We start from the raw sequence: 19,742 nt of genomic DNA on the forward strand, positions 1-19,742 counted from the left end.
TGCCGCCATGAGGCGCTTTTTTGCCCCACACACCGCCTGACTTGGTGACTGTGCATAATCAAGGGATGTCCTTGAAGCGCACCCGTCCTGCTGGAGCCGCCCCGCTTATCGGGCGGCTTTTTTATTTTTGATTGTTGACTGCTTACTTCTAGCCCTGGAACCCCCAATGCCCCTGCCCACTGCTCCCAGCAAACGTGCTTCCCTGTTGTCGCAGAAAGACTTTGAAGTGTCTGCCACGGCCAAACCACGTGACAAGTCCGGCGACAGAGATCTGGTCCCCAACCTGGCGGTCAAGGCCACGCCCCCCGTGCCGGTAACAGCCCCGCATCCGGCACCACCGACCGTCACGGCACCGTCGCCTGCGCCTGCCATTGAGGTCAGGGCTGCCGCAGACAAACCGGTGGCGCGTCCGGCACAGCGCGCCAAAGCCAACCGCAAGGTGACCACCGGCCCCGGCAAGTTGTTCGTCCTCGATACCAATGTGCTGCTGCACGATCCGACTTGCCTGTTCCGCTTTGAGGAACATGACATCTTCCTGCCGATGATCGTGCTCGAAGAACTCGATGCGCACAAAAAAGGCATGACCGAGGTGGCGCGCAATGGTCGCCAGACCAGCCGCACGCTTGATGCGCTGGCAGAACATCAAGGGGCCGACATCGCCACAGGTTTGCCACTGAACGTCACCGGGCACACCGAAGCGCGTGGCCGTTTGTTCTTTCAGACCCAGTTGCTCGAGTACGAGTTGCCCAGCAGCTTGCCGCAGGGCAAGGCGGACAACCAGATACTCGGCGTGGTGCAATCGCTGCGCAAACAGCATGCACCGCGCGAGGTGGTGTTGGTCTCGAAAGACATCAACATGCGTGTCAAGGCGCGTGCGCTGGGCTTGCATACCGATGACTATCAGAACGACAAAACACTCGACGATGGCGACCTGCTGTACTCAGGAGCACTGGCACTGCCGTCAGATTTCTGGACCACCCACGGCAGTACCATCGAGAGCTGGCAACAAGGTGCCAGCACGTTTTACCGGTTCAGCGGACCCGTGGTGCCGCAGTTGCTGGTGAACCAGTTCGTCTATTTTGAAGCACCGGGTGAACCCAGCCTGTATGCCAAAGTCACCGAGATCCGCGGCAAACAGGCCGTGCTCAAGACCCTGCGTGACTTCACCCACCTGAAAAATGCCGTGTGGGGCATCACCACCCGCAACCGTGAGCAGAACTTTGCCATGAACCTGCTGATGGATCCGGAGATTGACTTTGTCACCCTGACCGGCACCGCCGGCACCGGCAAGACACTGATGGCGCTGGCCTCCGGTTTGACACAGGTGCTCGACGAGCGTCGCTACACCGAAATCATCGTGACGCGCGCCACGGTCAGCGTGGGCGAGGATATCGGATTCCTGCCCGGTACCGAAGAAGAAAAAATGGGCCCCTGGATGGGCGCTCTGGACGACAACCTGGAGGTGCTTGGCAAGACCGACTCCGCAGCGGGTGAATGGGGACGCGCCGCGACCAACGAACTGATTCGCAGCCGGATCAAGATCAAAAGCATGAATTTCATGCGCGGTCGCACCTTCCTGAACAAGTATCTGATCATTGACGAGGCGCAGAACCTCACACCCAAGCAAATGAAAACCCTGATCACCCGGGCCGGACCGGGTACCAAGATCGTTTGTATGGGCAATATTGCACAGATTGACACGCCTTACCTGACCGAGGGCTCTTCCGGCTTGACGTACGCGGTCGACAAATTCAAGGGTTGGGCACACGGCGGCCACATCACGTTGGCCCGTGGCGAGCGCTCGCGCTTGGCAGACTTCGCCAGTGAGGCTCTCTAATTCAGTAGCTATCAGCGATTGAGGGATAAGCGCTACAGCCTTTTTTTGCTAAAAATCGCCCGATGAACCTGAGGCCAGTGACTCAAATTTGGTGATTTTGTTGAGGAAGGCCAGCTTGACCACGCCGGTCGGGCCATTGCGCTGCTTGGCAATGATCACTTCCGCGACACCCGGCTCTTTGCAGGCGTCTTTGGTGTAGTACTCGTCGCGGTAGATGAACATGATGATGTCGGCGTCCTGTTCGATGGCCCCTGACTCGCGCAGATCACTCATCATCGGACGTTTGTCGGGACGTTGCTCAACACTGCGGTTGAGCTGAGACAAAGCAATCACCGGGCACTTGAGCTCTTTGGCCAGCATCTTCAGCCCACGCGAAATTTCTCCGAGTTCAGTGGCACGGTTTTCACCATCACTGCCATTGGAGCCGCTCATCAATTGCAAATAGTCGACCACGATCAGACCAAGTTGGCCACACTGGCGCGCCAGGCGCCTGGCGTTGGCACGCAGTTCACTGGAGGTAAGGCCAGCGGTCTCGTCGATGTGCAACGAGATGGTGCGCAGCCGCTCAATCGCTTCCGACAACCGGGGCCATTCGTCGTCTGTGAGTTTGCCTGTACGCAAATGCCCCTGATCAATGCGACCGATGGAGCCGACGATGCGCACTGCCAGTTGAGCAGCACCCATTTCCATGGAAAACACGGCAACCGGCAGGCCCTCGTGCAACGCCACATGCTCAGCAATATTGATCGCCAAAGCCGTTTTTCCCATCGATGGTCGGGCCGCCAGAACCACCAGATCCCCCGCCTGCAAACCTGCCGTCAGACGGTCCAGATCATAAAAACCGGTGGGCACCCCGGTGACATCATTGGGGTTGTCAGCCATCTCCTGAACACGGTCGAGCAACTCGACCACCAGGGTATCCATGGTTTGAAAACCCTGCTTGGTGCGCGCACCCTCTTCACCAATGTTGAATATCTTCTGTTCTGCCTCATCCAGGATGGCGGCAACCGGACGCCCTTTCGGGTTGAACGCGTTGGCCGATATTTCCTCGCTGGTGGACACCAGTTTGCGCAGAATCGAGCGATCCCGAACAATCTCCGCATAGCGGCGAATATTGCCGGCACTAGGCACGTACTGGGCCAAAGCGTTGAGGTAGCTCAGGCCCCCCATTTCTTCCGCCTTGCCCAAACTCTGCAATTGCTCGTAGACGGTGATCACATCGGCCGGCTTGGACGCATTGATCAGCGTGCTCATGGCAGAGAACACGGCACGGTGCTCGTAACGGTAAAAATCCTGCTCACCGAGCACATCACTGACCCGGTCCCACGCCGCGTTGTCCAGCAGCAAGCCCCCCAGCACACTGGATTCGGATTCGATCGAATGGGGCGGAATACGTAATTGGGCCACCTGGCGGTCCAGCCCGGTATCGTCGTTATGAATGGAAAGTACGGCAGACATATGGTTTTCAGGAAACCCTGAATGCTACGGCGTGTAAAGACCGCTGTCGAGGGAGAAGCTGGGGGCGACCCTTGTAAAAGCTGTGCATAAGTTGTGCATTGCCCCGACTGGCCAAGGTACCAACAAAAAAGCCGCCAGGGCTTGCACCCAGGCGGCCAGCAGGACTGATCTCGCGCTGTCAGCGTTTAAGCAGTTTCGCCGTAAACCGAAACCGTGATGTCAACCACCACGTCGGTGTGCAAGGCCACACTTACTTTGCTGTCGCTGACGATTTTGATCGGGCCATTGGGCATGCGAACTTGCGCCTTGGTCACCGCAAAGCCGTTCTTGGTCAGTTCTTCGGCGATATCGGCATTGGTCACCGAGCCAAACAGACGACCATCAACACCGGCCTTCTGGGTCAGCTTGCAAACGGTGCCCGCCAATTTCTCACCCACGGCCTGTGCTTCGGCCAACTTGGCAGCTGCCACTTTTTCAAGTTCAACGCGACGTGCTTCAAATTCCTTCTTTGCAGCCTCGGTCGCACGGCGGGCGCGTCCCGCCGGAATCAGAAAATTGCGGGCATAACCATCTTTGACCTTGACGATTTCACCCAGATTACCAAGGTTCACCACCTTGTCGAGCAGAATGATTTGCATGGTGTGTATCCTTTAGATCTTGTGCTGGTCGCTGTACGGCAGCATGGCCAAAAAGCGTGCGCGCTTGATGGCAGTGTTGAGTTGACGCTGGAAAATCGCACGCGTGCCGGTCAGGCGTGCCGGGATGATCTTGCCGTTTTCAGCGATGAAATCGCGCAGGGTATCGATGTCTTTGTAGTCAATCTCTTCAACACCTGTCACTGTAAAACGGCAAAAACGCTTGCGTTTGAACAGCAGGTTTTGAGCGGGGCGCTTGGGGCGCTTGTCTTTGTTATTGAAACGTTTTGGTCCGGCCATGATGGACTCCTTAAATTACGGGGGTAAAGATGACTCTTTGGCAAATTCCTGTAGGTGGAACACCACGTTTTTTCCACCACGAGGCGAGGCCAGAAAACCCTTGAAAGCACCTTTGCTGCCGATGTCCTGTACCGCAAGTTGCTCGGCAACCGCTCCCAGGGCCACTGATCTGATATTGACCTTGACCTGCCTGGAAAGGCCCGCCTCAGAAATTTCCGAGGCATGCTCCAAGCGCAGATTCAGGGCCGGCAAACCAGCCGGGGTGTAACGCAAAGGCTCTACTTCAATGATGGTGGCGCTCAGTACAAGTTGGTTGGTAAAAATATGGCTCACACCACGCTGAAATTACCGTGCTTAAGCTTGGTATTCAGCTTGTTGGGTCTTGCGGGTTTCTTCGCGCTCGACCGTCTTCATCATGGAAGAAGGACCGGTTTCAGCCTTCTTCTTCAACACAGTGAGATGTCGCAACACGGCGTCGTTGAACTTGAAGGCATGTTCCAGCTCAACCATCACGGCCTGATCGGCTTCGATGTTGACACACAGGTAATGCGCCTTGGCCAATTTATTGATCATATAGACCAACTGGCGACGGCCCCAGTCCTCGACCCGGTGCACTTTGCCACCACCACTGGTGATCATGCTTTTGTAACGCTCCAGCATGGCGGGAACCTGCTCACTCTGATCCGGATGAATCATGAGTATGATTTCGTAATGACGCATCTAAACTCCTTTTGGATAAACCCCTGCAAGGGGCGATGAAGCTGCCCTCAGCGTCTCATTGAGGTGCAGCAAGGCAAGCCCGCGATTATAGCGCGTCGTCCAGCGCCGTTCCAGTTACTTGGCGGTCGTCACTCTTGACGGGGTCAACCAGCTGACCATGAAGGTGATCAGCAAACCCGCACTGACACCAAACACACCGGCAGCCACGGGTTCGATATCGAACCACAGGCCTGATCCGCTCATCTTGAAGTATTGACGAAACGTCGGCACATTGATCAGCATGTAGTACAGCGTCACACCCAAACCACTCAACATACCCATCACCGCCGCGAAACGTGTCGTGCGCCGCCAGAAGATCCCCAACACCATCACCGGAACCAGCGCTGCGCCAGCCAGGGAAAAAGACGCAGAAACCAGAATCAGGATGTCTGCCGGCCTCTGCGCGGCCACATAAGCCGCAATCAATGCCACCAGCAACAAGGCAAACTTTGACAACATCACCCGACGCACCGCACCAACTCGGTCATCCCCGCCGCGCAAGAACAGATCGTGCGCCAGTGCATTACCAATTGTCAGCAACAGCCCGTCTGCGGTTGACAACGCAGCGGCAAGCCCGCCCGCCGCAACCAGACCGGACACCACGTAGGGCAATCCACCAATTTCAGGTGTGGCCAGCATGACAATGTCAGCGCCAAGTTTGAGCTCGGCAAACTGAAGGATCTGGTCGCCATTGATGTCGCTCACAGAAATCAGGGAGGGATCCACTTTGGCCCACTGCGCAATCCAAACCGGCAACTCGTCAAAACGCTGCCCCACCAGGTTGCCCATGATTTCGAACTTGACCAGCACTGCCAGTGCCGGTGCCGCCAGATACAGCAGGGCGATAAAAAACAATGACCAAGTCACCGAGTCGCGTGTATCGGCCACGCTACGGGTGGTGAAAAATCGAGTCAACAAATGCGGTAAACCCACGGTCCCAATCATGAGACAAAACATCAACGCCAAGAAATTGCGACGCGAGGACTCGAACGCCTGCTTCTCCTGGGGTGAGCCGGCAGGATCACCCGCAAACGGCCGGGTATGCGCCGGCATTCCCGCCAACGGTCGCGCGCGTTCCCGGTTTTCATTGAGTACACGGGTCCAAAGGTCCCGCGCGGCGGCTTCATCGCGCGGCAGGGTCGCCAGGTCCCGGCGTGCTGCCACAATGACAGACTCGTCGGCCTGCTGTTCAGTCAATCGGCGAATGGTTTCACGACGTGTTTTTCGCTCTTGCTCCAACGCCTCCGGGACGTTCTCAAGCTTCAACGCATACTCCTGGGCACGACGCTTGAATTCCTGGATCACGGCCTGCTCGGCCGGTGCGCTGACCAACTGGCGCTCCAGCTCGGCTATTTTCGACAGTTGCTGCCCATACACCAAGGGTGCCAAGGGGTTGCCCAGCTGCTTGTAAGCCAGCCAGGACACCGGTATCAGGAAGGCCAGGATGAGCACAACATACTGCGTCACTTGGGTCCAGGTCACGGCTCGCATGCCACCCAAAAATGAACACACCAGCACCCCCCCGAGACCCAAAAGAATGCCGATCTCGAACTGCACCCCGGTCAGGCGCGATGTGATCAGGCCCACACCATAGATTTGGGCCACCACGTAAGTGAATGAACACAAGACAGCCGCCCACGCTGCGATGATACGGGGCCATCGACCGCCAAAACGCACATCAAAGAAGTCCGGCACGGTGTAGAGGTTCAGGCTTCGCAAATGGGGAGCCACCAGCAAGGCAACCAGGCAGAAGCCACCCGTCCAGCCCAGCACGTACACCAATCCACCCGGCTGTGAGCCCGCCCCCGAGAAACCCTGCAGGTACAGGCCGCCTGCCATACTGATGAACGATGCGGCGCTCATCCAGTCCGCCGCCACGGCCATGCCGTTGTAAATGGGCGGAATCTTGCGCCCCGCCACATAGTATTCAGAAGCCTTGGAGGTGCGGCCATAAATGCCGATCAAGGCATACAGGAAGACGGTTGCAAAGAGAAACACCGCGCCAACCCAGATTTTCCTGAAACCGGCCTGCTCCGCTGCAGCCAGCACCAACAGAAACGCCAAAAACAAAACCACGTAAATGGCAAATCTCTGGTGAATGCGGCGCTGGTACCTTTCGTAAAAAACATCGGGCTGCTGCTGCAGGCGATCACGCCGGTTGGCGAACCAGGCAAACACCGCCACCACGCCGATGAAGACCAGCACACTGCCCTGCGCTGCGAACCAATACGAAACCGGCCAACCGGCCACAATCTGCTGCAGACTGTTGGCAAAAAAAACAACGCCAAACGATGCCACAAACCAGATCACCAACAAACCCAGTTGCAAGCCGGAAACGCTCGCAATGGGTTGGTTGATGGACTCGGTAGGCTGCTGTTCCAACGGTGTGTTGATCATGGAGGCCATGATCACCTCGGCTTAACCCGACCTCAATAGGTGTTTCCTAGGGTTTGGCGAGGTTTTGCCAGGTTGCCACAACGGTATCGGGGTTGAGTGAGATCGACGAGATCCCCTCCTGCATCAGCCAACGGGCAAAGTCGGGGTGATCGCTTGGCCCCTGACCACAGATGCCAATGTATTTGCCCTGTGCGCGGCAAGCCGCAATCGCCTGGCTGATGAGGGTCGTCACCGCCGGATCCCGCTCGTCAAAATCCCGCGCCAGCAATTCCAGACCAGAATCCCGATCCAGGCCCAATGTGAGTTGGGTGAGATCGTTGGAGCCGATTGAAAATCCGTCGAAAAACTGCAAGAACTCCTTGGCCAGAATGGCGTTGCTGGGTATCTCGCACATCATGATCAGCTTGAGCTCGTTCTCACCGCGCTTCAAGCCATGTTCCGCCAGCAGTTCGGTGACCTTCTTGGCCTGCCCCAAAGTTCGCACAAATGGCACCATCACCTGGACATTGGTCAGACCCATATCGGTGCGAACCCTCTTGAGGGCATCACACTCCATGGCAAATGCCTCTCCAAAATCGGCACTGACGTACCTGGCCGCACCACGAAAACCGAGCATCGGGTTCTCTTCCTCGGGCTCATACCGGCTGCCGCCGATGAGCTTGCGGTACTCGTTGCTCTTGAAGTCAGAGAGCCGCACAATGACGGGCTTGGGCCAGAAGGCTGCAGCGATGGTGGCCACACCTTCGGCCACACGGTCCACATAAAACGCACGCGGCGAAGCGTGACCACGCGCCACCGATTCCACGGCTTTTTTCAGGTCGGCATCGATGTTTGGATAGTCCAAAATGGCCTTGGGATGGACGCCGATGTTATTGTTGATGATGAACTCCAGACGTGCCAAGCCCACGCCATTGTTGGGTAACTGGCAAAAGTCAAACGCCAGTTGCGGATTGCCCACGTTCATCATGATCTTGACATCCAGGGGTGGCATCTCGCCGCGTCGGACTTCGGTCACGTCCGTCTCGAGCAGGCCGTCGTAGATGAAGCCGGTGTCACCCTCGGCACAACTGACGGTTACCAACATACCATCCTTGAGCACACGATCCGCATTGCCACACCCCACCACGGCGGGGATACCGAGTTCGCGGGCAATGATGGCGGCATGGCAAGTGCGTCCACCGCGGTTGGTCACGATCGCCGAGGCGCGTTTCATCACTGGCTCCCAATTGGGATCGGTCATGTCGGTCACCAGCACGTCACCGGCCTGGACACGGTCCATCTCACTGATGTGATGTACCACTTTGACCGGGCCGGTTCCTATTTTTTGTCCGATGGCCCGGCCCTCCGCCAGCACCACCCCTTTGCCTTTAAGTTTGTAGCGGTGTTCAACCTTGCCTGCTGCCTGACTTTTGACCGTCTCGGGGCGCGCCTGCAGAATGTAGATCTCGCCATCCAGGCCATCCTTGCCCCACTCGATATCCATGGGGCGGCCATAGTGCGCCTCGATCACCAATGCGTAGGCCGCCAGTTTGTGCACATCTGCATCGGTCAGGGAGTAACGGTTGCGCAACTCTGTGGGCACATCCACGGTTTTGACCAGTTTGCCGGTTGCCGCCTTTTCTGCGTCCGTCGAAAACTGCATCTGAATCAGCTTGGAACCCAAATTACGCCGAATCAGTGCCTGCTTTCCCGCTTGCAGCATGGGTTTGTGCACATAGAACTCATCCGGATTGACCGCACCCTGCACCACGGTTTCACCCAATCCGTAACTCGACGTGATGAACACCACGTCTTCGAAGCCTGATTCCGTGTCGAGTGTGAACATCACGCCCGCAGCACCCAGATCAGAGCGCACCATGCGTTGAATGCCCGCACTCAGGGCCACGTTCTCGTGCGCAAATCCTTTGTGAACCCGGTAGCTGATCGCGCGGTCGTTGTAGAGGGAAGCAAACACTTCGCGGACCTTGTGCAGTACATCGTCGATACCAGTGACGTTCAAAAACGTCTCTTGTTGCCCGGCAAATGAGGCGTCTGGCAGGTCCTCGGCCGTAGCCGACGACCGAACCGCAAACGACGCCTGCGGGTTATCACCGCTGAGCAGCAAAAAGGCCTCGCGAATCTGCTGCTCCAAGGCGGCAGGAAAGGGCTGCGATTCGACCATCGCCCGAATCTCGGCACCCGCCAGCGCCAGCGCGTTCACGTCCTCGGTATCGAGCCTGGACAGACGAGCATTGATCCGGCCGCTCAAGTCGGCAAACGCCAGAAACTCCCGAAAAGCATGGGCCGTGGTGGCAAACCCGGTTGGCACCTTGACCCCGGTGGGCAAGTTGGCAATCATTTCACCCAGGCTGGCATTTTTCCCGCCGACCGAATCCACATCGGACATGCGCAATTTTTCAAATGGAACGACCAGATCGGTCGGTGCAAATCGTGCTGACATGAGACAAGCTCCAGAAGTTACAAAACTGTTTCAGTTGCGCCGCTTCTTTAGCGCAGCGGCTTGCGTGCGTGAACTTGATTCTTTGTTGTGATGCTTTGGTGAACCAGTGTCACGCCAGGAATTCGGTCAGATAATCGCAATTGTAGGCTTGGAGGTCGAGTGCCACCGACCTCAAAACATCTCCGCAGCAACCTCAACCGGAAGCGCCAAGCGCTGTCGTCATGCCCAATCGCACTGTGTTTTTTGTCTCCGACGGGACCGGTATTACCGCCGAAACCTTTGGCAATGCCATCCTTGCGCAGTTTGAGATTGAGTTGCAGCATGTGCGCCTGCCGTTCACCGACAGTATCGACAAAGCGCACCAGGCGGTGCGTCAGATCAACCATGCGGGGGTGATCGACAACAAGCGACCGATCGTGTTTACCACGCTGGCCAATGAGGAGGTTTTCAGGGTCATCTCGCAGGGATGCCAGGCGATGCTGCTGGACATGTTCAGCACCTTTGTTCATCCTCTGGAGGCAGAGTTCAATCTCAAGTCGAATCACCGCATCGGTCGTTTCAGTGACACGAGCAAGAGTGAGGAGTACCAGTCTCGCATCGCGGCGATCAATTTTTCACTTGAGCACGACGATGGGCAATCGAACCGCGATCTGGAAAACTCGGATGTCATTCTGGTCGGTGTAAGCCGCAGTGGCAAAACACCCACCTCACTTTATCTGGCCATGCAATACGGCCTGAAGGCGTCCAATTACCCACTGATTCCGGAAGATTTTGAACGTCAGGATTTACCACCCGCGCTCAAAGCGCAGCGCAAAAAATTGTTTGGCCTGACCATTCAGCCCGAGCGGCTGAGCGAAATCCGCAACGAACGTCGCCCCAACTCCAAATACGCGTCGCTGGAAAACTGCCGTTACGAAATCAAGGAGGCCGAGTCCATGATGCGCCGCTTTGGCATCCGCTGGCTCTCAACCACCACCAAGTCGATCGAGGAAATCTCCACCACCATCTTGCAGGAGCTCCGCCCGGAGCGACTGACCTACTGACACTGGTGCAGTGTCTGTGTCAATTCAGAGGCCCAACGCGGCAATGCCGGCGCGTGCGATTTGTGCATCTTCGCTGGATTTGACCCCGCTGACGCCTACTGCACCCAGACAAATGCCATCTTTCATGATGGGAACACCCCCTTCGAGCAAACCATGGATGGTGGGCACACTCAAAAAAGACGTACGTCCACCGTTCACCACCTCTTCGTAGGCCTTGCTTTCACGTCGCCCCAAAGCAGCAGTATTGGCTTTGGCCGGCGCAATGTGGGCAGACAAGGCAGCCGCACCGTCAAGACGCTGCAACCACAACAGATGGCCACCATCATCGACAATCGCAATGCTCACCGCCCACTGGTTGTCCAGGGCCTCCTGTTCGGCAGCCGCCGCAATGGCTTTGATATCGGAGAGTTCAAGGAAAGTTTTTGTTCTCATGCTGGATCACCTTTCAAGTATGTTGGCTGCAAGGATAACGCGAAGCTGGCCATCTTTCATCGCCATTCTGGTCACAAGTAACCTCACAAAAAGTAGGCGGCGGAGTTCCTTCAGTACCTTGATTTTGCTGGAATCACCCTAAAATTTATGACATTGATTCAACAAGCTGCAAGGAGCAATACAGATGTCTGACCACATTCAAACCCTGGGCCAGGATTTAGGTTATGGCTACTCGGCACAACAGCGTAACAAAGTGCTGCGCAACACCTACTGGCTGCTGGCGCTCAGTCTGGTGCCAACAGTTCTGGGCGCCTGGCTGGGGGTCGCGACCGGCATCACCCAATCGCTGAGTGGCGGCTTGGGCTTGATGGTGTTTCTCGGTGGTGCCTTTGGATTCATGTACGCCATCGAAAAGACCAAAAACTCGGCCGCAGGCGTGCCGGTTCTGTTGGCCTTCACCTTTTTCATGGGCCTGATGCTGTCACGCATGATTGCCATGATACTGGGCTTCAGAAATGGCACTGAACTCATCATGACCGCATTTGGTGGCACAGCGGGCGTGTTTTTTGTCATGGCGAGCCTGTCGAGTGTCATCAAACGGGATCTGTCGGGCATGGGCAAGTGGCTGTTTGTCGGTGCGCTGGCGATCATGGTCGGTGGCATCATCAACGTGTTTGTCGGGTCAACCGCCGGCATGATGGCGATCTCAGTTGCCGCCATCGGGGTGTTCAGCGCCTACATGTTGTATGACCTCAAGCGCATTGTGGATGGTGGCGAAACCAACTACATCAGCGCAACGCTGGCTCTTTATCTGGACATCATCAATGTGTTCCAAAGCCTGCTGGCTTTGCTTGGCATTGCTGGTGGCGAGCGTGACTGACACTCCATGACGCGCGCAAGCATTTGAAAAAAAGGGCTCTTTGCAGCCCTTTTTTCTTGCTTGCATCGCGACAATCATGATTGAATCCAGTCAGTCCTGCCTGTACGCCATCGATTGAATTGCCCCCATGCTCAGAAAACTGCTGATACTCACCGCAGCCTTGCTGTTGTCAGCCTGCGACCTGCTTGGGCTCGGGCCCGACCCCAGAATTGCCCAAAAGGAAGCCGATGCCAAGGCCATCGGCGGTGCGTGCCGGCATGGCTTGCGCAGCATTGAAGATTGTTACACCCTGAACAAGGGAGTCAATAAAGCGGCGATTTATGCCGGCTGGCGCGAAATGGACGAGTACATGCGGGAAAACAAGCTCGAAGGTCTGCGCGCCGAAATTCCTGTCGCGCCGCCAGCCACGCCCGCCCCGGTGGCACAAGAAGAAGTGATCGAAGATCCCAAGGCAAAACCCAAAGCCAAAACAGCCGCGCATTAGGCCAACAGCGCAAGCCGTCAGTCAGGCCATGCCAAGCCGATCAAAAACCGCCATGCTTTCCACATGCGCGGTATGCGGAAACATATTCACCACCCCGGCGGCCGTGCACCGGTAGCCGGCCTGATGCACCAGCAAACCGGCATCGCGGGCCAGCGTGGAGGGGTTGCAGCTGACATAAACAATCCGGCTCGGTGCCTGCCAGTCGGCAGCACCCGCCGTCACCTCGCCTTCAAATCGACCCATCGCCTGCTGATGCAAGTCTGCCAGCGCGCGAACCAGCGCAAACGCGCCTTCCCGCGGTGGATCCACCAGCCATTTGTCGGCAACACCATCACCGACCAGCAGGGCGGGGGTCATTTCAAACAAATTTCGTGTAACGAATTCAGTAGCTGAAAGTTCACGCCCTGATTGGGCTAGAGCGCAATTTTGCTTGTAATTCTGGCGCGATCGTGCCACCAGGGTTTCGCTGCCTTCGACACCGAGCACCTGACCCGCCTGGGTGGCGATCGGCAAGGTGAAGTTGCCCAATCCGCAAAACCAGTCGATCACGCGCTCGCTGCGCTGCGCTGCCAACAAGCGCAAGGCGCGCGACACCAGCACACGGTTGATGTGCGGATTCACCTGAGTGAAGTCGGTCGGCTTGAATGGCATGGTGATGCCAAACTCTGGCAGGGCGTAACTCAGAACCTCGCCATCCGGATCAAGCAACTGCACGGTCTCCGGGCCTTTGGGTTGCAGCCACCACTGAACGCCGGGGTGCTCATCTGCAAAGACACGCAGGCGCTCACGGTCACCCGCGCTCAGCGGTTCCAGGTGCCGCAACACCAATGCGGTCACGCTGTCACCGCAGGCCAACTCGATCTGCGGACAGGTTTCTGCCGCATCCATCGACTGGATCAGGCTGCGCAGCGGCATCAACATCGCGTCCACATGGGGTGGCAACACCGGGCACACTTGCATGTCGGCCACGTAACGGCTTTTGCGCTCATGAAAACCCACCAGCACCACACCCTTTTTGCGGACAAACCGCACCGACAACCGTGCCCGATAGCGATAACCCCAATGGGGTCCTTCAATCGGCCTCAGAATCTGCTCGGGTTTGACTTTGCCCAGATGCCAAAGATTGTCCTCAAGCGCCCGCTGCTTCACCGCCACCTGGGCACCGGTGTGCAGATGCTGCATCTTGCAGCCGCCGCAGGCACCACTGTGCAAACCGAAGTGTGGGCAATGCGGCTGCACTCGCTGGGACGACGCACGATGCACCGCCGTGAGAGTACCTTGCTCCCAATTGTTTTTGTGGCGGTTGATGTTGGCGCTGACGTACTCGAAGGGCAGCGCACCTTCAATAAAAACCACCTTGCCGTCGGCTTTGTGCGCCACACCCTGGGCATCGAGATCCAGTGATTCAACCCGTAACCAATCGGCGGGTATGGCAGCGCTGTCGCGCTGGTTCGAACTGTCCATGTGGGTTGTGCCGGTATTGCCGCGCCTTAGCGCGGCGGCAGGTACTTGAGCGGATCGACCGGCTTGCCCTGGCGACGCACCTCGAAATGCAGCTTGACCCGGTCGGCATCACTGTTGCCCATTTCGGCAATCTTCTGCCCCTTGATCACCGACTGGTCTTCTTTGACCAGCAGTGTCTGGTTATGGGCATAAGCCGTCAAGAACACGTTGTCGTGTTTCAGAATGATCAGATTGCCATAGCCGCGCAAACCGGCACCCACATACACCACCCGACCATCCGCCGCCGCCAGCACCGGGTCACCGGCGCTGCCACCCAAATCCACTCCCTTGTTCTTGACCTCGTCAAAACCTGCCAGCACGGCCCCGCTGGTGGGCCAGATCCACTGAATATCCGAATCGGTCACCAACGGTCTGGTCACGGCAGGCACGGCACTGGCGGCTGACGCGGGTGCAGGCGCGGCACTGGCTGCGGCTCCCGCTGAAGCTGGCGCAACGGCTGCACTGGCAGTCACACTGGGTCGAGTGACCGGCTTGACCACAGGCTCGCCGGCGCTTGGGGGTACCACACGCAGCACTTGCCCGACTTCAATACGATTGGGGTTCTCCACCTGGCTCCAGCGCGCGATATCGCGCATCGACTGTCCGTTCTCAAGCGCGATGCGCAGCAGGGTATCACCCGACTTGACTGTGTAGTAACCTGGCTTGCCGGCGTTCTCCCAGCCTTGTGGCTGATGCACGGGCGGCAGTTCAACTGGTACCGGGGCACCGGCGGGGTTGCCGCTGGGTGCCATCGGTGGCGTCGCTGGAATCGGGGCAGACGCTGTCACCGGGCGGCTGCCTCGCTCTTCGACCGGTGCACGGTTCAGACTCCGGCTGCTGCATGCCGCAAGTGTCACGGCCATCAGCAACGCCAAGCCAGGCATAACAAGCACACGATTCATAAGCATCATTGGGTTCCCCATCAAGCGACCCCGGATTTTAAGGGGACGAAGTGCACGGCTTCCATCACGGTCTGGCGCAAGCCTTGCGGGGTTTTATCAATCACCATCAGCACCTGCTGTCGGCCACCGGCAGCCGCCACCGGAGCCACCAGTCGCGCGCCCACGGCCAGTTGGTCTGTCCAGGCGCTGGGCACCGACTCGCCGCCCGCTGCCGCAATGATGCCCGCATAGGGAGCACCCTTGGCGTAGCCCACCATGCCGTCACCAAACAACAAATGCACATTGGCCAGACGCAGTGGCCGCAGGTTGTCACGCGCCTTGTCGTGCAGGCCACGCAGTCGTTCGATGGAATACACCTCGGCACAGAGTTCACTCAACAGTGCCGCCTGATAGCCGCAGCCAGTGCCGATCTCCAGCACACGTCCAAGGCGGGTGGTTTTACCCTGACACAACAGTTCGAGCATCCGCGACACCACGCCGGGCTTCGAAATCGTTTGCCCCAGGCCGATGGGCAAACTGGTATCCTCGTAGGCCTGATTGACCAGCGCCGTGTCGACAAACCGATGCCGCTCAACCCGCCCCATCGCAGCCAACACCTGTGCGTCGAGAATGCCCTGTTGTGCCAGTTTTTGCACCATACTTCGGCGCACCGCACTCGAATCCATACCCACACCTTGCGGAATCACCGTGAGCAAAGGATGGTTGGACGGCATGGAGCGCGGACTGGTCGGACGCGCCGAACTGACGGCAGTTCTAAGCTGAACCGGAAAGCCAGGGCGCCGCTTGGCACCAGGCTTGGCGCTGCCCGTCATCCGCCGCGCCCCATACCGCTGGACAGTCGCGCCGCCGTTTGTGCCCAATATCCCAGATGGTCATGGTCGGTCAGGTCAACCTTCAAAGGTGTCATGGCGATATGACCTTGCGCGGTGGCATGAAAATCCGTGCCATCCGCATCGTCTTTGGCAGCCCCGGCGGCGCCAATCCAATACATCGTCTCGCCGCGTGGGCTCAGTTGGGTGATTACCGGCTCAGCAGCATGGCGGCGCCCAAGCCGGCACAGCTTGAGATGACCCATCTGTGCCAATGGCAGGTTGGGAATGTTGACATTGAGCAACCACGCACTGCTGCCAACCAGATTTTGCGCTGCCATTTGCAGCACCAATTCACGCGCTTTGGTGGCCGCAGCGTCCAAATGATGCCAGTCCCGCTCAACCTGTGAGAACGCGATCGACGGAATCCCAAACAGGTAACCCTCCATTGCCGCCCCGACGGTGCCGGAGTAAATGGTGTCGTCACCCATGTTGGCACCGTTGTTGATGCCCGATACCACCAGATCCGGGCGATAGTCCAGCAGGCCCGTCAAGGCAATGTGCACACAGTCCGCCGGTGTGCCATTGACAAAGCGAAAGCCATTGCCGGCGCGGTGAACATACAACGGTGAATGCAGGGTCAACGCGTTGGACTTGGCGCTGTTGTTCTGCTCCGGCGCAACCACCTCGACTTCGGCGATATCTTTGAGCGCCTCGTAGAGCGCAACAAGACCCGGAGCCTGGTAGCCGTCGTCATTGGAAATGAGTATTTTCATGGAGTTGCCCTTTGCTGCCGAATTGTAGGGGTCGAACCCAGCCGCCTGATCGCTGCAAGGACGCCTGTTCAGGCCGATGAAGGAACAAATGCCCGTCGCAAAAAATCAACGATCTGCGGCAACTCCTCGTGCAATGCATCACTGGGATCATGTCGCCCTGGCACAGCCATCAGGGTCGCGACGCCCGGTCGAGCTGCGTCAAGAATGCGCCTTGCGTCATCAAACGGCACCATTTCGTCTTGCGTACCATGGACCAGCAAGACCGGGCATGAGACCCGTCCGATCGAGTGGAGTGGTGCAATATCGCCAAAACAGGCCCCAATCACTTTTTGCACGTGGCGCAACACATACCAGCCGATGACAAAGTATGGAACATGGTGGTCAGCCAAGAACCGTCGCATCACCTCCTGTGGATGGGCGAAGGCACTGATGCTGACGACCGCCCGCAGTCTTGGCGAGCGTGAAGCGCACAAGAGTGCCGCACCCGCGCCGACAGAGTGCCCAATCACCGCGAGACGCGACCGGTCCACTTGGGGCTGGGCTGCCAGCCAGTCAAGTCCAGCCTCGATGTCCTGAGCAAAGCGTGGCAGCGAAGTGAACGGCTCATCGTCGCTCAAACCATGACAGCGCGCATCGAGCAATAGCACTGAGTAACCGGCGGCCCTGATGGGCGCGATGCAGGCTGACATCATGGCTGCATTGGCACCCCAACCATGCATGACCAGCACCGCAGGCACCACAGAATCATCCGGCAACGCAGAGAACCAGCCAAACAAGGATTTGCCTGAGGTGACGCGACATCGGACCCCGACGCCAGCCGGATCAAGGGCAGCCAATGGCTGCGCATGGCCGACGCGCGGGGCGCGCAAGCCGCGCAAAATCAGACGGTGGGCCAGGAAACGCAGCCCGTACAAGGCCAGCCCCAATGTGGCGGCCAGCCACATCCAGGACCCCGCACCCTCCATCTCAAGGTCCCGGCACCACCCGACTCAGTTGGGCACGATAAAGGTCGATTTCTCGATCAGTTTGCCTGGGCTGTCCAGCGACTCGATTTCAAAGTGAATTTCATGCGAGCCGGCGCTGGCGGCACCAAAATCAGCCTGTACCCGAACCGGTATGGTCACGGCCTTCGTCGATTCCACCTTGACAGTGGTGTCCGAGGTGATGACCAAACTCGGCAACCCGTTGACGGAGAACCGGTAATGTTGGTCGGTCTCCGTCGCGTTCATCACCTGCAAGCGGTAAACGTTTTCTGTTTTGCCTGCATCGACCACCCGCGCCATGACACCGCGGTCCCGTACCACATTCACCTTGAACGGCGTGCGCATGGCGAGACTGATGAAGATCGCCAGCACGATGGCGGTAAGAATGCTGGTGTAGACCAGCACCCGCGGCCGCAACACATGCCGCATGGTCTGCTTGGAACTCCAATGGTTTTTCATCGCGTTTTCAGTCGAGTACTTGACCAAACCACGCGGGTAACCCACCTTGTCCATCACCGTGTCACAGACGTCGGCACAGGCACCACAGCCAATGCACTGGTACTGCAGGCCATTGCGGATGTCGATCCCGGTCGGGCACACCTGCACACATAGACTGCAATCCACACAGGCGCCCAGATTGAGTTTGCTCGGGTCGGCCTTTTTCGAGCGTGCACCGCGTGGCTCACCGCGCTCAGCATCGTAAGTGACGATCAGGGTGTCCTTGTCAAACATGGCGCTTTGAAACCGCGCGTACGGGCACATGTGCAGGCACACCTGTTCACGCATGAAACCGGCGTTGCCATAGGTCGCAAAGCCGTAGAAAAATACCCAGAAAAACTCCCAGGCGGCCAGCTGACCACCCATGAATGCCCCCGCCATTTCACGCATCGGCACAAAGTAACCCACAAACGTAAACCCGGTCCAGAACGAAAACGCAATCCAGAGGAAGTGTTTTGCCGCCTTGCGCGCCAGCTTTTCGCCCGACATACCCGCTTCATCACGACGCATGCGCGCGGCGCGATCCCCCTCGACCAGTTTTTCGAACCAAAGGAAAATCTCGGTGTACACCGTTTGCGGGCAGGCGTAGCCGCACCACAGGCGCCCGGCCACCGCGGTGAACAAGAACAGCGACAAGGCCGCAATGATCATCAATCCGGTGAGGTAAATAAAGTCCTGCGGGTACAACACCAAACCAAAGATGTAAAAGCGGCGCACACTCAAGTCAAACAACACCGCCTGACGCTGTCCCCATTCGATCCACGGCAGGCCATAAAAAATGATCTGCGTGACCCAGACCATGATCCAGCGCCAGTTGGAAAATACCCCTGAAACACTGCGCGGATAGATCTTCTTGTGCGCTGCGTACAGCGAAATCATCTCCTCTTCGGGCTCAGCAGCGGCGATGGGAATCACCTTCTTGCCGTCTTTCGTGCTGTTAGTCATGTGTCATTCCTCTAAAGTTGGTGTGAGTATCTGTTGTTCTGGAAGGGCCGCCATGTGCGCGAGGAATTCGTCGCGCGTCAATCCGGAAAAAAACGGATGCCAGCGGCGTTGCTCCAGTACGGTGCTAACCGCCCGCGCACGCCGCTCATGTCCGGCAAACAACAAAGTTTCATCCGGAAGTGTAAAAACTTTCTGCGTCACGCTGTCCCACAAGTCCTGGGGTGCCTGTGGGCGCGGTTGATGTGGGCAGGCGGTCACCGCCAGCAAGCCGCCGCAAAAAAACCTGTCGCGCCAGGAAAAGCTCAGGCAGAAGCGGGTGTGCCCCGGCGTGGACACCACATGAATCAGCTCGTCACCAAACGGCAAGACCGACGCGCTGACGGGGTCAGCCGAATCACCTTGCACCACAGGCGCGGCCAGACGTGCCAGCAGGGCGGGCTCGCGCCGCTGCATATCGTCATGGTGATGGGTGCGCAAAATCCAGCGCAGACGCAGGTCACGCTCGGACAGCAGAGCGTGCAGAACCGGCAGATCGCGACCGTGCGGGTCGATCAGTACCGCTTCGCGAGCGCTCGGGTCAGCCAGCAGGTAGGTCAGTTCACCGCTGGCGTCATCGTTCAATATTCTGAAGTACATGCGCGGCCTCCGGACTGTCTCAGGT

Annotated in this window: 19 protein-coding genes; 4 read left to right on the forward strand and 15 right to left on the reverse strand. The window is 57.9% G+C overall.

What is annotated here, in order from left to right:
* The first annotated feature begins 166 nt into the window (after positions 1 to 166).
* Entirely contained in the window at positions 167 to 1,837 is a 1,671-nt protein-coding gene (locus KBF66_RS05570; RefSeq protein ID WP_296653615.1) for a PhoH family protein, read from the forward strand.
* Between the two features lie 48 nt (positions 1,838 to 1,885).
* Here the strand turns inward: KBF66_RS05570 and dnaB are convergent, their stop codons facing one another.
* The 7 genes from dnaB to ppsA all read right to left on the reverse strand — a co-directional run bounded on the left by dnaB (position 1,886) and on the right by ppsA (position 9,826).
* Positions 1,886 to 3,295, reverse strand: a complete 1,410-nt coding sequence (gene dnaB, locus KBF66_RS05575; protein WP_296653618.1) for a replicative DNA helicase — start codon at positions 3,293 to 3,295, stop codon at positions 1,886 to 1,888.
* Positions 3,296 to 3,480: 185 nt separating this feature from the next.
* Positions 3,481 to 3,933 (reverse strand): 50S ribosomal protein L9, encoded by a 453-nt coding sequence (gene rplI / locus KBF66_RS05580; protein WP_296653622.1) that lies wholly within the window; start codon positions 3,931 to 3,933, stop codon positions 3,481 to 3,483.
* Between the two features lie 12 nt (positions 3,934 to 3,945).
* Positions 3,946 to 4,230, reverse strand: a complete 285-nt coding sequence (gene rpsR, locus KBF66_RS05585; RefSeq protein ID WP_011464487.1) for a 30S ribosomal protein S18 — start codon at positions 4,228 to 4,230, stop codon at positions 3,946 to 3,948.
* Between the two features lie 15 nt (positions 4,231 to 4,245).
* Positions 4,246 to 4,563, reverse strand: a complete 318-nt coding sequence (gene priB / locus KBF66_RS05590; protein WP_296653627.1) for a primosomal replication protein N — start codon at positions 4,561 to 4,563, stop codon at positions 4,246 to 4,248.
* A 21-nt stretch (positions 4,564 to 4,584) separates the two neighbouring features.
* Positions 4,585 to 4,950: a 30S ribosomal protein S6 gene (gene rpsF / locus KBF66_RS05595; RefSeq protein WP_296653631.1), complete on the reverse strand. Its 366-nt coding sequence runs from the start codon at positions 4,948 to 4,950 to the stop codon at positions 4,585 to 4,587.
* A gap of 114 nt (positions 4,951 to 5,064) precedes the next feature.
* A complete protein-coding gene (locus tag KBF66_RS05600; RefSeq protein ID WP_296653636.1) occupies positions 5,065 to 7,395 on the reverse strand; it encodes a VC_2705 family sodium/solute symporter in 2,331 nt (776 codons plus the stop codon).
* Positions 7,396 to 7,432: 37 nt separating this feature from the next.
* The gene (gene ppsA, locus KBF66_RS05605) at positions 7,433 to 9,826 is read right to left on the reverse strand and encodes a phosphoenolpyruvate synthase (RefSeq protein ID WP_296653638.1); all 2,394 of its coding nucleotides are present in this window, start codon (positions 9,824 to 9,826) and stop codon (positions 7,433 to 7,435) included.
* Positions 9,827 to 10,047: 221 nt separating this feature from the next.
* On the opposite strand from ppsA, the gene KBF66_RS05610 reads away from it, so the two are divergent.
* A complete protein-coding gene (locus KBF66_RS05610; protein WP_296653641.1) occupies positions 10,048 to 10,869 on the forward strand; it encodes a pyruvate, water dikinase regulatory protein in 822 nt (273 codons plus the stop codon).
* A gap of 24 nt (positions 10,870 to 10,893) precedes the next feature.
* Here KBF66_RS05610 and KBF66_RS05615 read toward each other — a convergent pair whose 3' ends face one another.
* Complete coding sequence (locus tag KBF66_RS05615) at positions 10,894 to 11,301, reverse strand: heme-binding protein (protein WP_296653647.1); 408 nt, start codon at positions 11,299 to 11,301, stop codon at positions 10,894 to 10,896.
* Between the two features lie 184 nt (positions 11,302 to 11,485).
* On the opposite strand from KBF66_RS05615, the gene KBF66_RS05620 reads away from it, so the two are divergent.
* Complete coding sequence (locus KBF66_RS05620; protein WP_296653649.1) at positions 11,486 to 12,181, forward strand: Bax inhibitor-1/YccA family protein; 696 nt, start codon at positions 11,486 to 11,488, stop codon at positions 12,179 to 12,181.
* A 127-nt stretch (positions 12,182 to 12,308) separates the two neighbouring features.
* Entirely contained in the window at positions 12,309 to 12,665 is a 357-nt protein-coding gene (locus KBF66_RS05625) for a hypothetical protein (RefSeq protein WP_296653652.1), read from the forward strand.
* Positions 12,666 to 12,686: 21 nt separating this feature from the next.
* Here KBF66_RS05625 and rlmD read toward each other — a convergent pair whose 3' ends face one another.
* From rlmD to KBF66_RS05660, 7 genes are all read right to left on the reverse strand, one after another.
* Positions 12,687 to 14,129 (reverse strand): 23S rRNA (uracil(1939)-C(5))-methyltransferase RlmD, encoded by a 1,443-nt coding sequence (rlmD, locus tag KBF66_RS05630; RefSeq protein ID WP_296653655.1) that lies wholly within the window; start codon positions 14,127 to 14,129, stop codon positions 12,687 to 12,689.
* A 26-nt stretch (positions 14,130 to 14,155) separates the two neighbouring features.
* Positions 14,156 to 15,076, reverse strand: coding sequence for a peptidoglycan DD-metalloendopeptidase family protein (locus KBF66_RS05635; protein ID WP_296653660.1), 921 nt, complete (start codon positions 15,074 to 15,076; stop codon positions 14,156 to 14,158).
* 14 nt (positions 15,077 to 15,090) lie between these two features.
* Entirely contained in the window at positions 15,091 to 15,783 is a 693-nt protein-coding gene (locus tag KBF66_RS05640) for a protein-L-isoaspartate(D-aspartate) O-methyltransferase (RefSeq protein ID WP_296653662.1), read from the reverse strand.
* A 95-nt stretch (positions 15,784 to 15,878) separates the two neighbouring features.
* On the reverse strand, positions 15,879 to 16,655 hold the full coding sequence (gene surE, locus KBF66_RS05645; protein WP_296653667.1) for a 5'/3'-nucleotidase SurE: 777 nt from the start codon (positions 16,653 to 16,655) through the stop codon (positions 15,879 to 15,881).
* 68 nt (positions 16,656 to 16,723) lie between these two features.
* Positions 16,724 to 17,599 (reverse strand): alpha/beta fold hydrolase, encoded by an 876-nt coding sequence (locus tag KBF66_RS05650; protein ID WP_296653670.1) that lies wholly within the window; start codon positions 17,597 to 17,599, stop codon positions 16,724 to 16,726.
* A gap of 45 nt (positions 17,600 to 17,644) precedes the next feature.
* The gene (ccoG, locus tag KBF66_RS05655) at positions 17,645 to 19,081 is read right to left on the reverse strand and encodes a cytochrome c oxidase accessory protein CcoG (protein WP_296653673.1); all 1,437 of its coding nucleotides are present in this window, start codon (positions 19,079 to 19,081) and stop codon (positions 17,645 to 17,647) included.
* A gap of 3 nt (positions 19,082 to 19,084) precedes the next feature.
* The gene (locus KBF66_RS05660) at positions 19,085 to 19,717 is read right to left on the reverse strand and encodes a hypothetical protein (RefSeq protein WP_296653676.1); all 633 of its coding nucleotides are present in this window, start codon (positions 19,715 to 19,717) and stop codon (positions 19,085 to 19,087) included.
* Positions 19,718 to 19,742: the final 25 nt, after the last annotated feature.

The organism is Rhodoferax sp. (assembly GCF_018063565.1).
Lineage (GTDB): Bacteria > Pseudomonadota > Gammaproteobacteria > Burkholderiales > Burkholderiaceae_C > Rhodoferax.

Excerpts from the sequence above, each read along its gene's own strand:
- KBF66_RS05660 (WP_296653676.1), bottom strand. The coding sequence starts at position 19,717 with ATGTACTTCAGAATATTGAACGATGACGCCAGCGGTGAACTGACCTAC.
- rpsR (WP_011464487.1), bottom strand. The coding sequence starts at position 4,230 with ATGGCCGGACCAAAACGTTTCAATAACAAAGACAAGCGCCCCAAGCGC.
- KBF66_RS05615 (WP_296653647.1), bottom strand. The coding sequence starts at position 11,301 with ATGAGAACAAAAACTTTCCTTGAACTCTCCGATATCAAAGCCATTGCG.
- ppsA (WP_296653638.1), bottom strand. The coding sequence starts at position 9,826 with ATGTCAGCACGATTTGCACCGACCGATCTGGTCGTTCCATTTGAAAAA.
- KBF66_RS05570 (WP_296653615.1), top strand. The coding sequence starts at position 167 with ATGCCCCTGCCCACTGCTCCCAGCAAACGTGCTTCCCTGTTGTCGCAG.
- dnaB (WP_296653618.1), bottom strand. The coding sequence starts at position 3,295 with ATGTCTGCCGTACTTTCCATTCATAACGACGATACCGGGCTGGACCGC.
- surE (WP_296653667.1), bottom strand. The coding sequence starts at position 16,655 with ATGAAAATACTCATTTCCAATGACGACGGCTACCAGGCTCCGGGTCTT.
- KBF66_RS05650 (WP_296653670.1), bottom strand. The coding sequence starts at position 17,599 with ATGTGGCTGGCCGCCACATTGGGGCTGGCCTTGTACGGGCTGCGTTTC.
- KBF66_RS05635 (WP_296653660.1), bottom strand. The coding sequence starts at position 15,076 with ATGCTTATGAATCGTGTGCTTGTTATGCCTGGCTTGGCGTTGCTGATG.
- KBF66_RS05620 (WP_296653649.1), top strand. The coding sequence starts at position 11,486 with ATGTCTGACCACATTCAAACCCTGGGCCAGGATTTAGGTTATGGCTAC.
- KBF66_RS05625 (WP_296653652.1), top strand. The coding sequence starts at position 12,309 with ATGCTCAGAAAACTGCTGATACTCACCGCAGCCTTGCTGTTGTCAGCC.
- KBF66_RS05610 (WP_296653641.1), top strand. The coding sequence starts at position 10,048 with ATGCCCAATCGCACTGTGTTTTTTGTCTCCGACGGGACCGGTATTACC.
- KBF66_RS05640 (WP_296653662.1), bottom strand. The coding sequence starts at position 15,783 with ATGCCGTCCAACCATCCTTTGCTCACGGTGATTCCGCAAGGTGTGGGT.
- rpsF (WP_296653631.1), bottom strand. The coding sequence starts at position 4,950 with ATGCGTCATTACGAAATCATACTCATGATTCATCCGGATCAGAGTGAG.
- rplI (WP_296653622.1), bottom strand. The coding sequence starts at position 3,933 with ATGCAAATCATTCTGCTCGACAAGGTGGTGAACCTTGGTAATCTGGGT.
- ccoG (WP_296653673.1), bottom strand. The coding sequence starts at position 19,081 with ATGACTAACAGCACGAAAGACGGCAAGAAGGTGATTCCCATCGCCGCT.
- KBF66_RS05600 (WP_296653636.1), bottom strand. The coding sequence starts at position 7,395 with ATGGCCTCCATGATCAACACACCGTTGGAACAGCAGCCTACCGAGTCC.
- rlmD (WP_296653655.1), bottom strand. The coding sequence starts at position 14,129 with ATGGACAGTTCGAACCAGCGCGACAGCGCTGCCATACCCGCCGATTGG.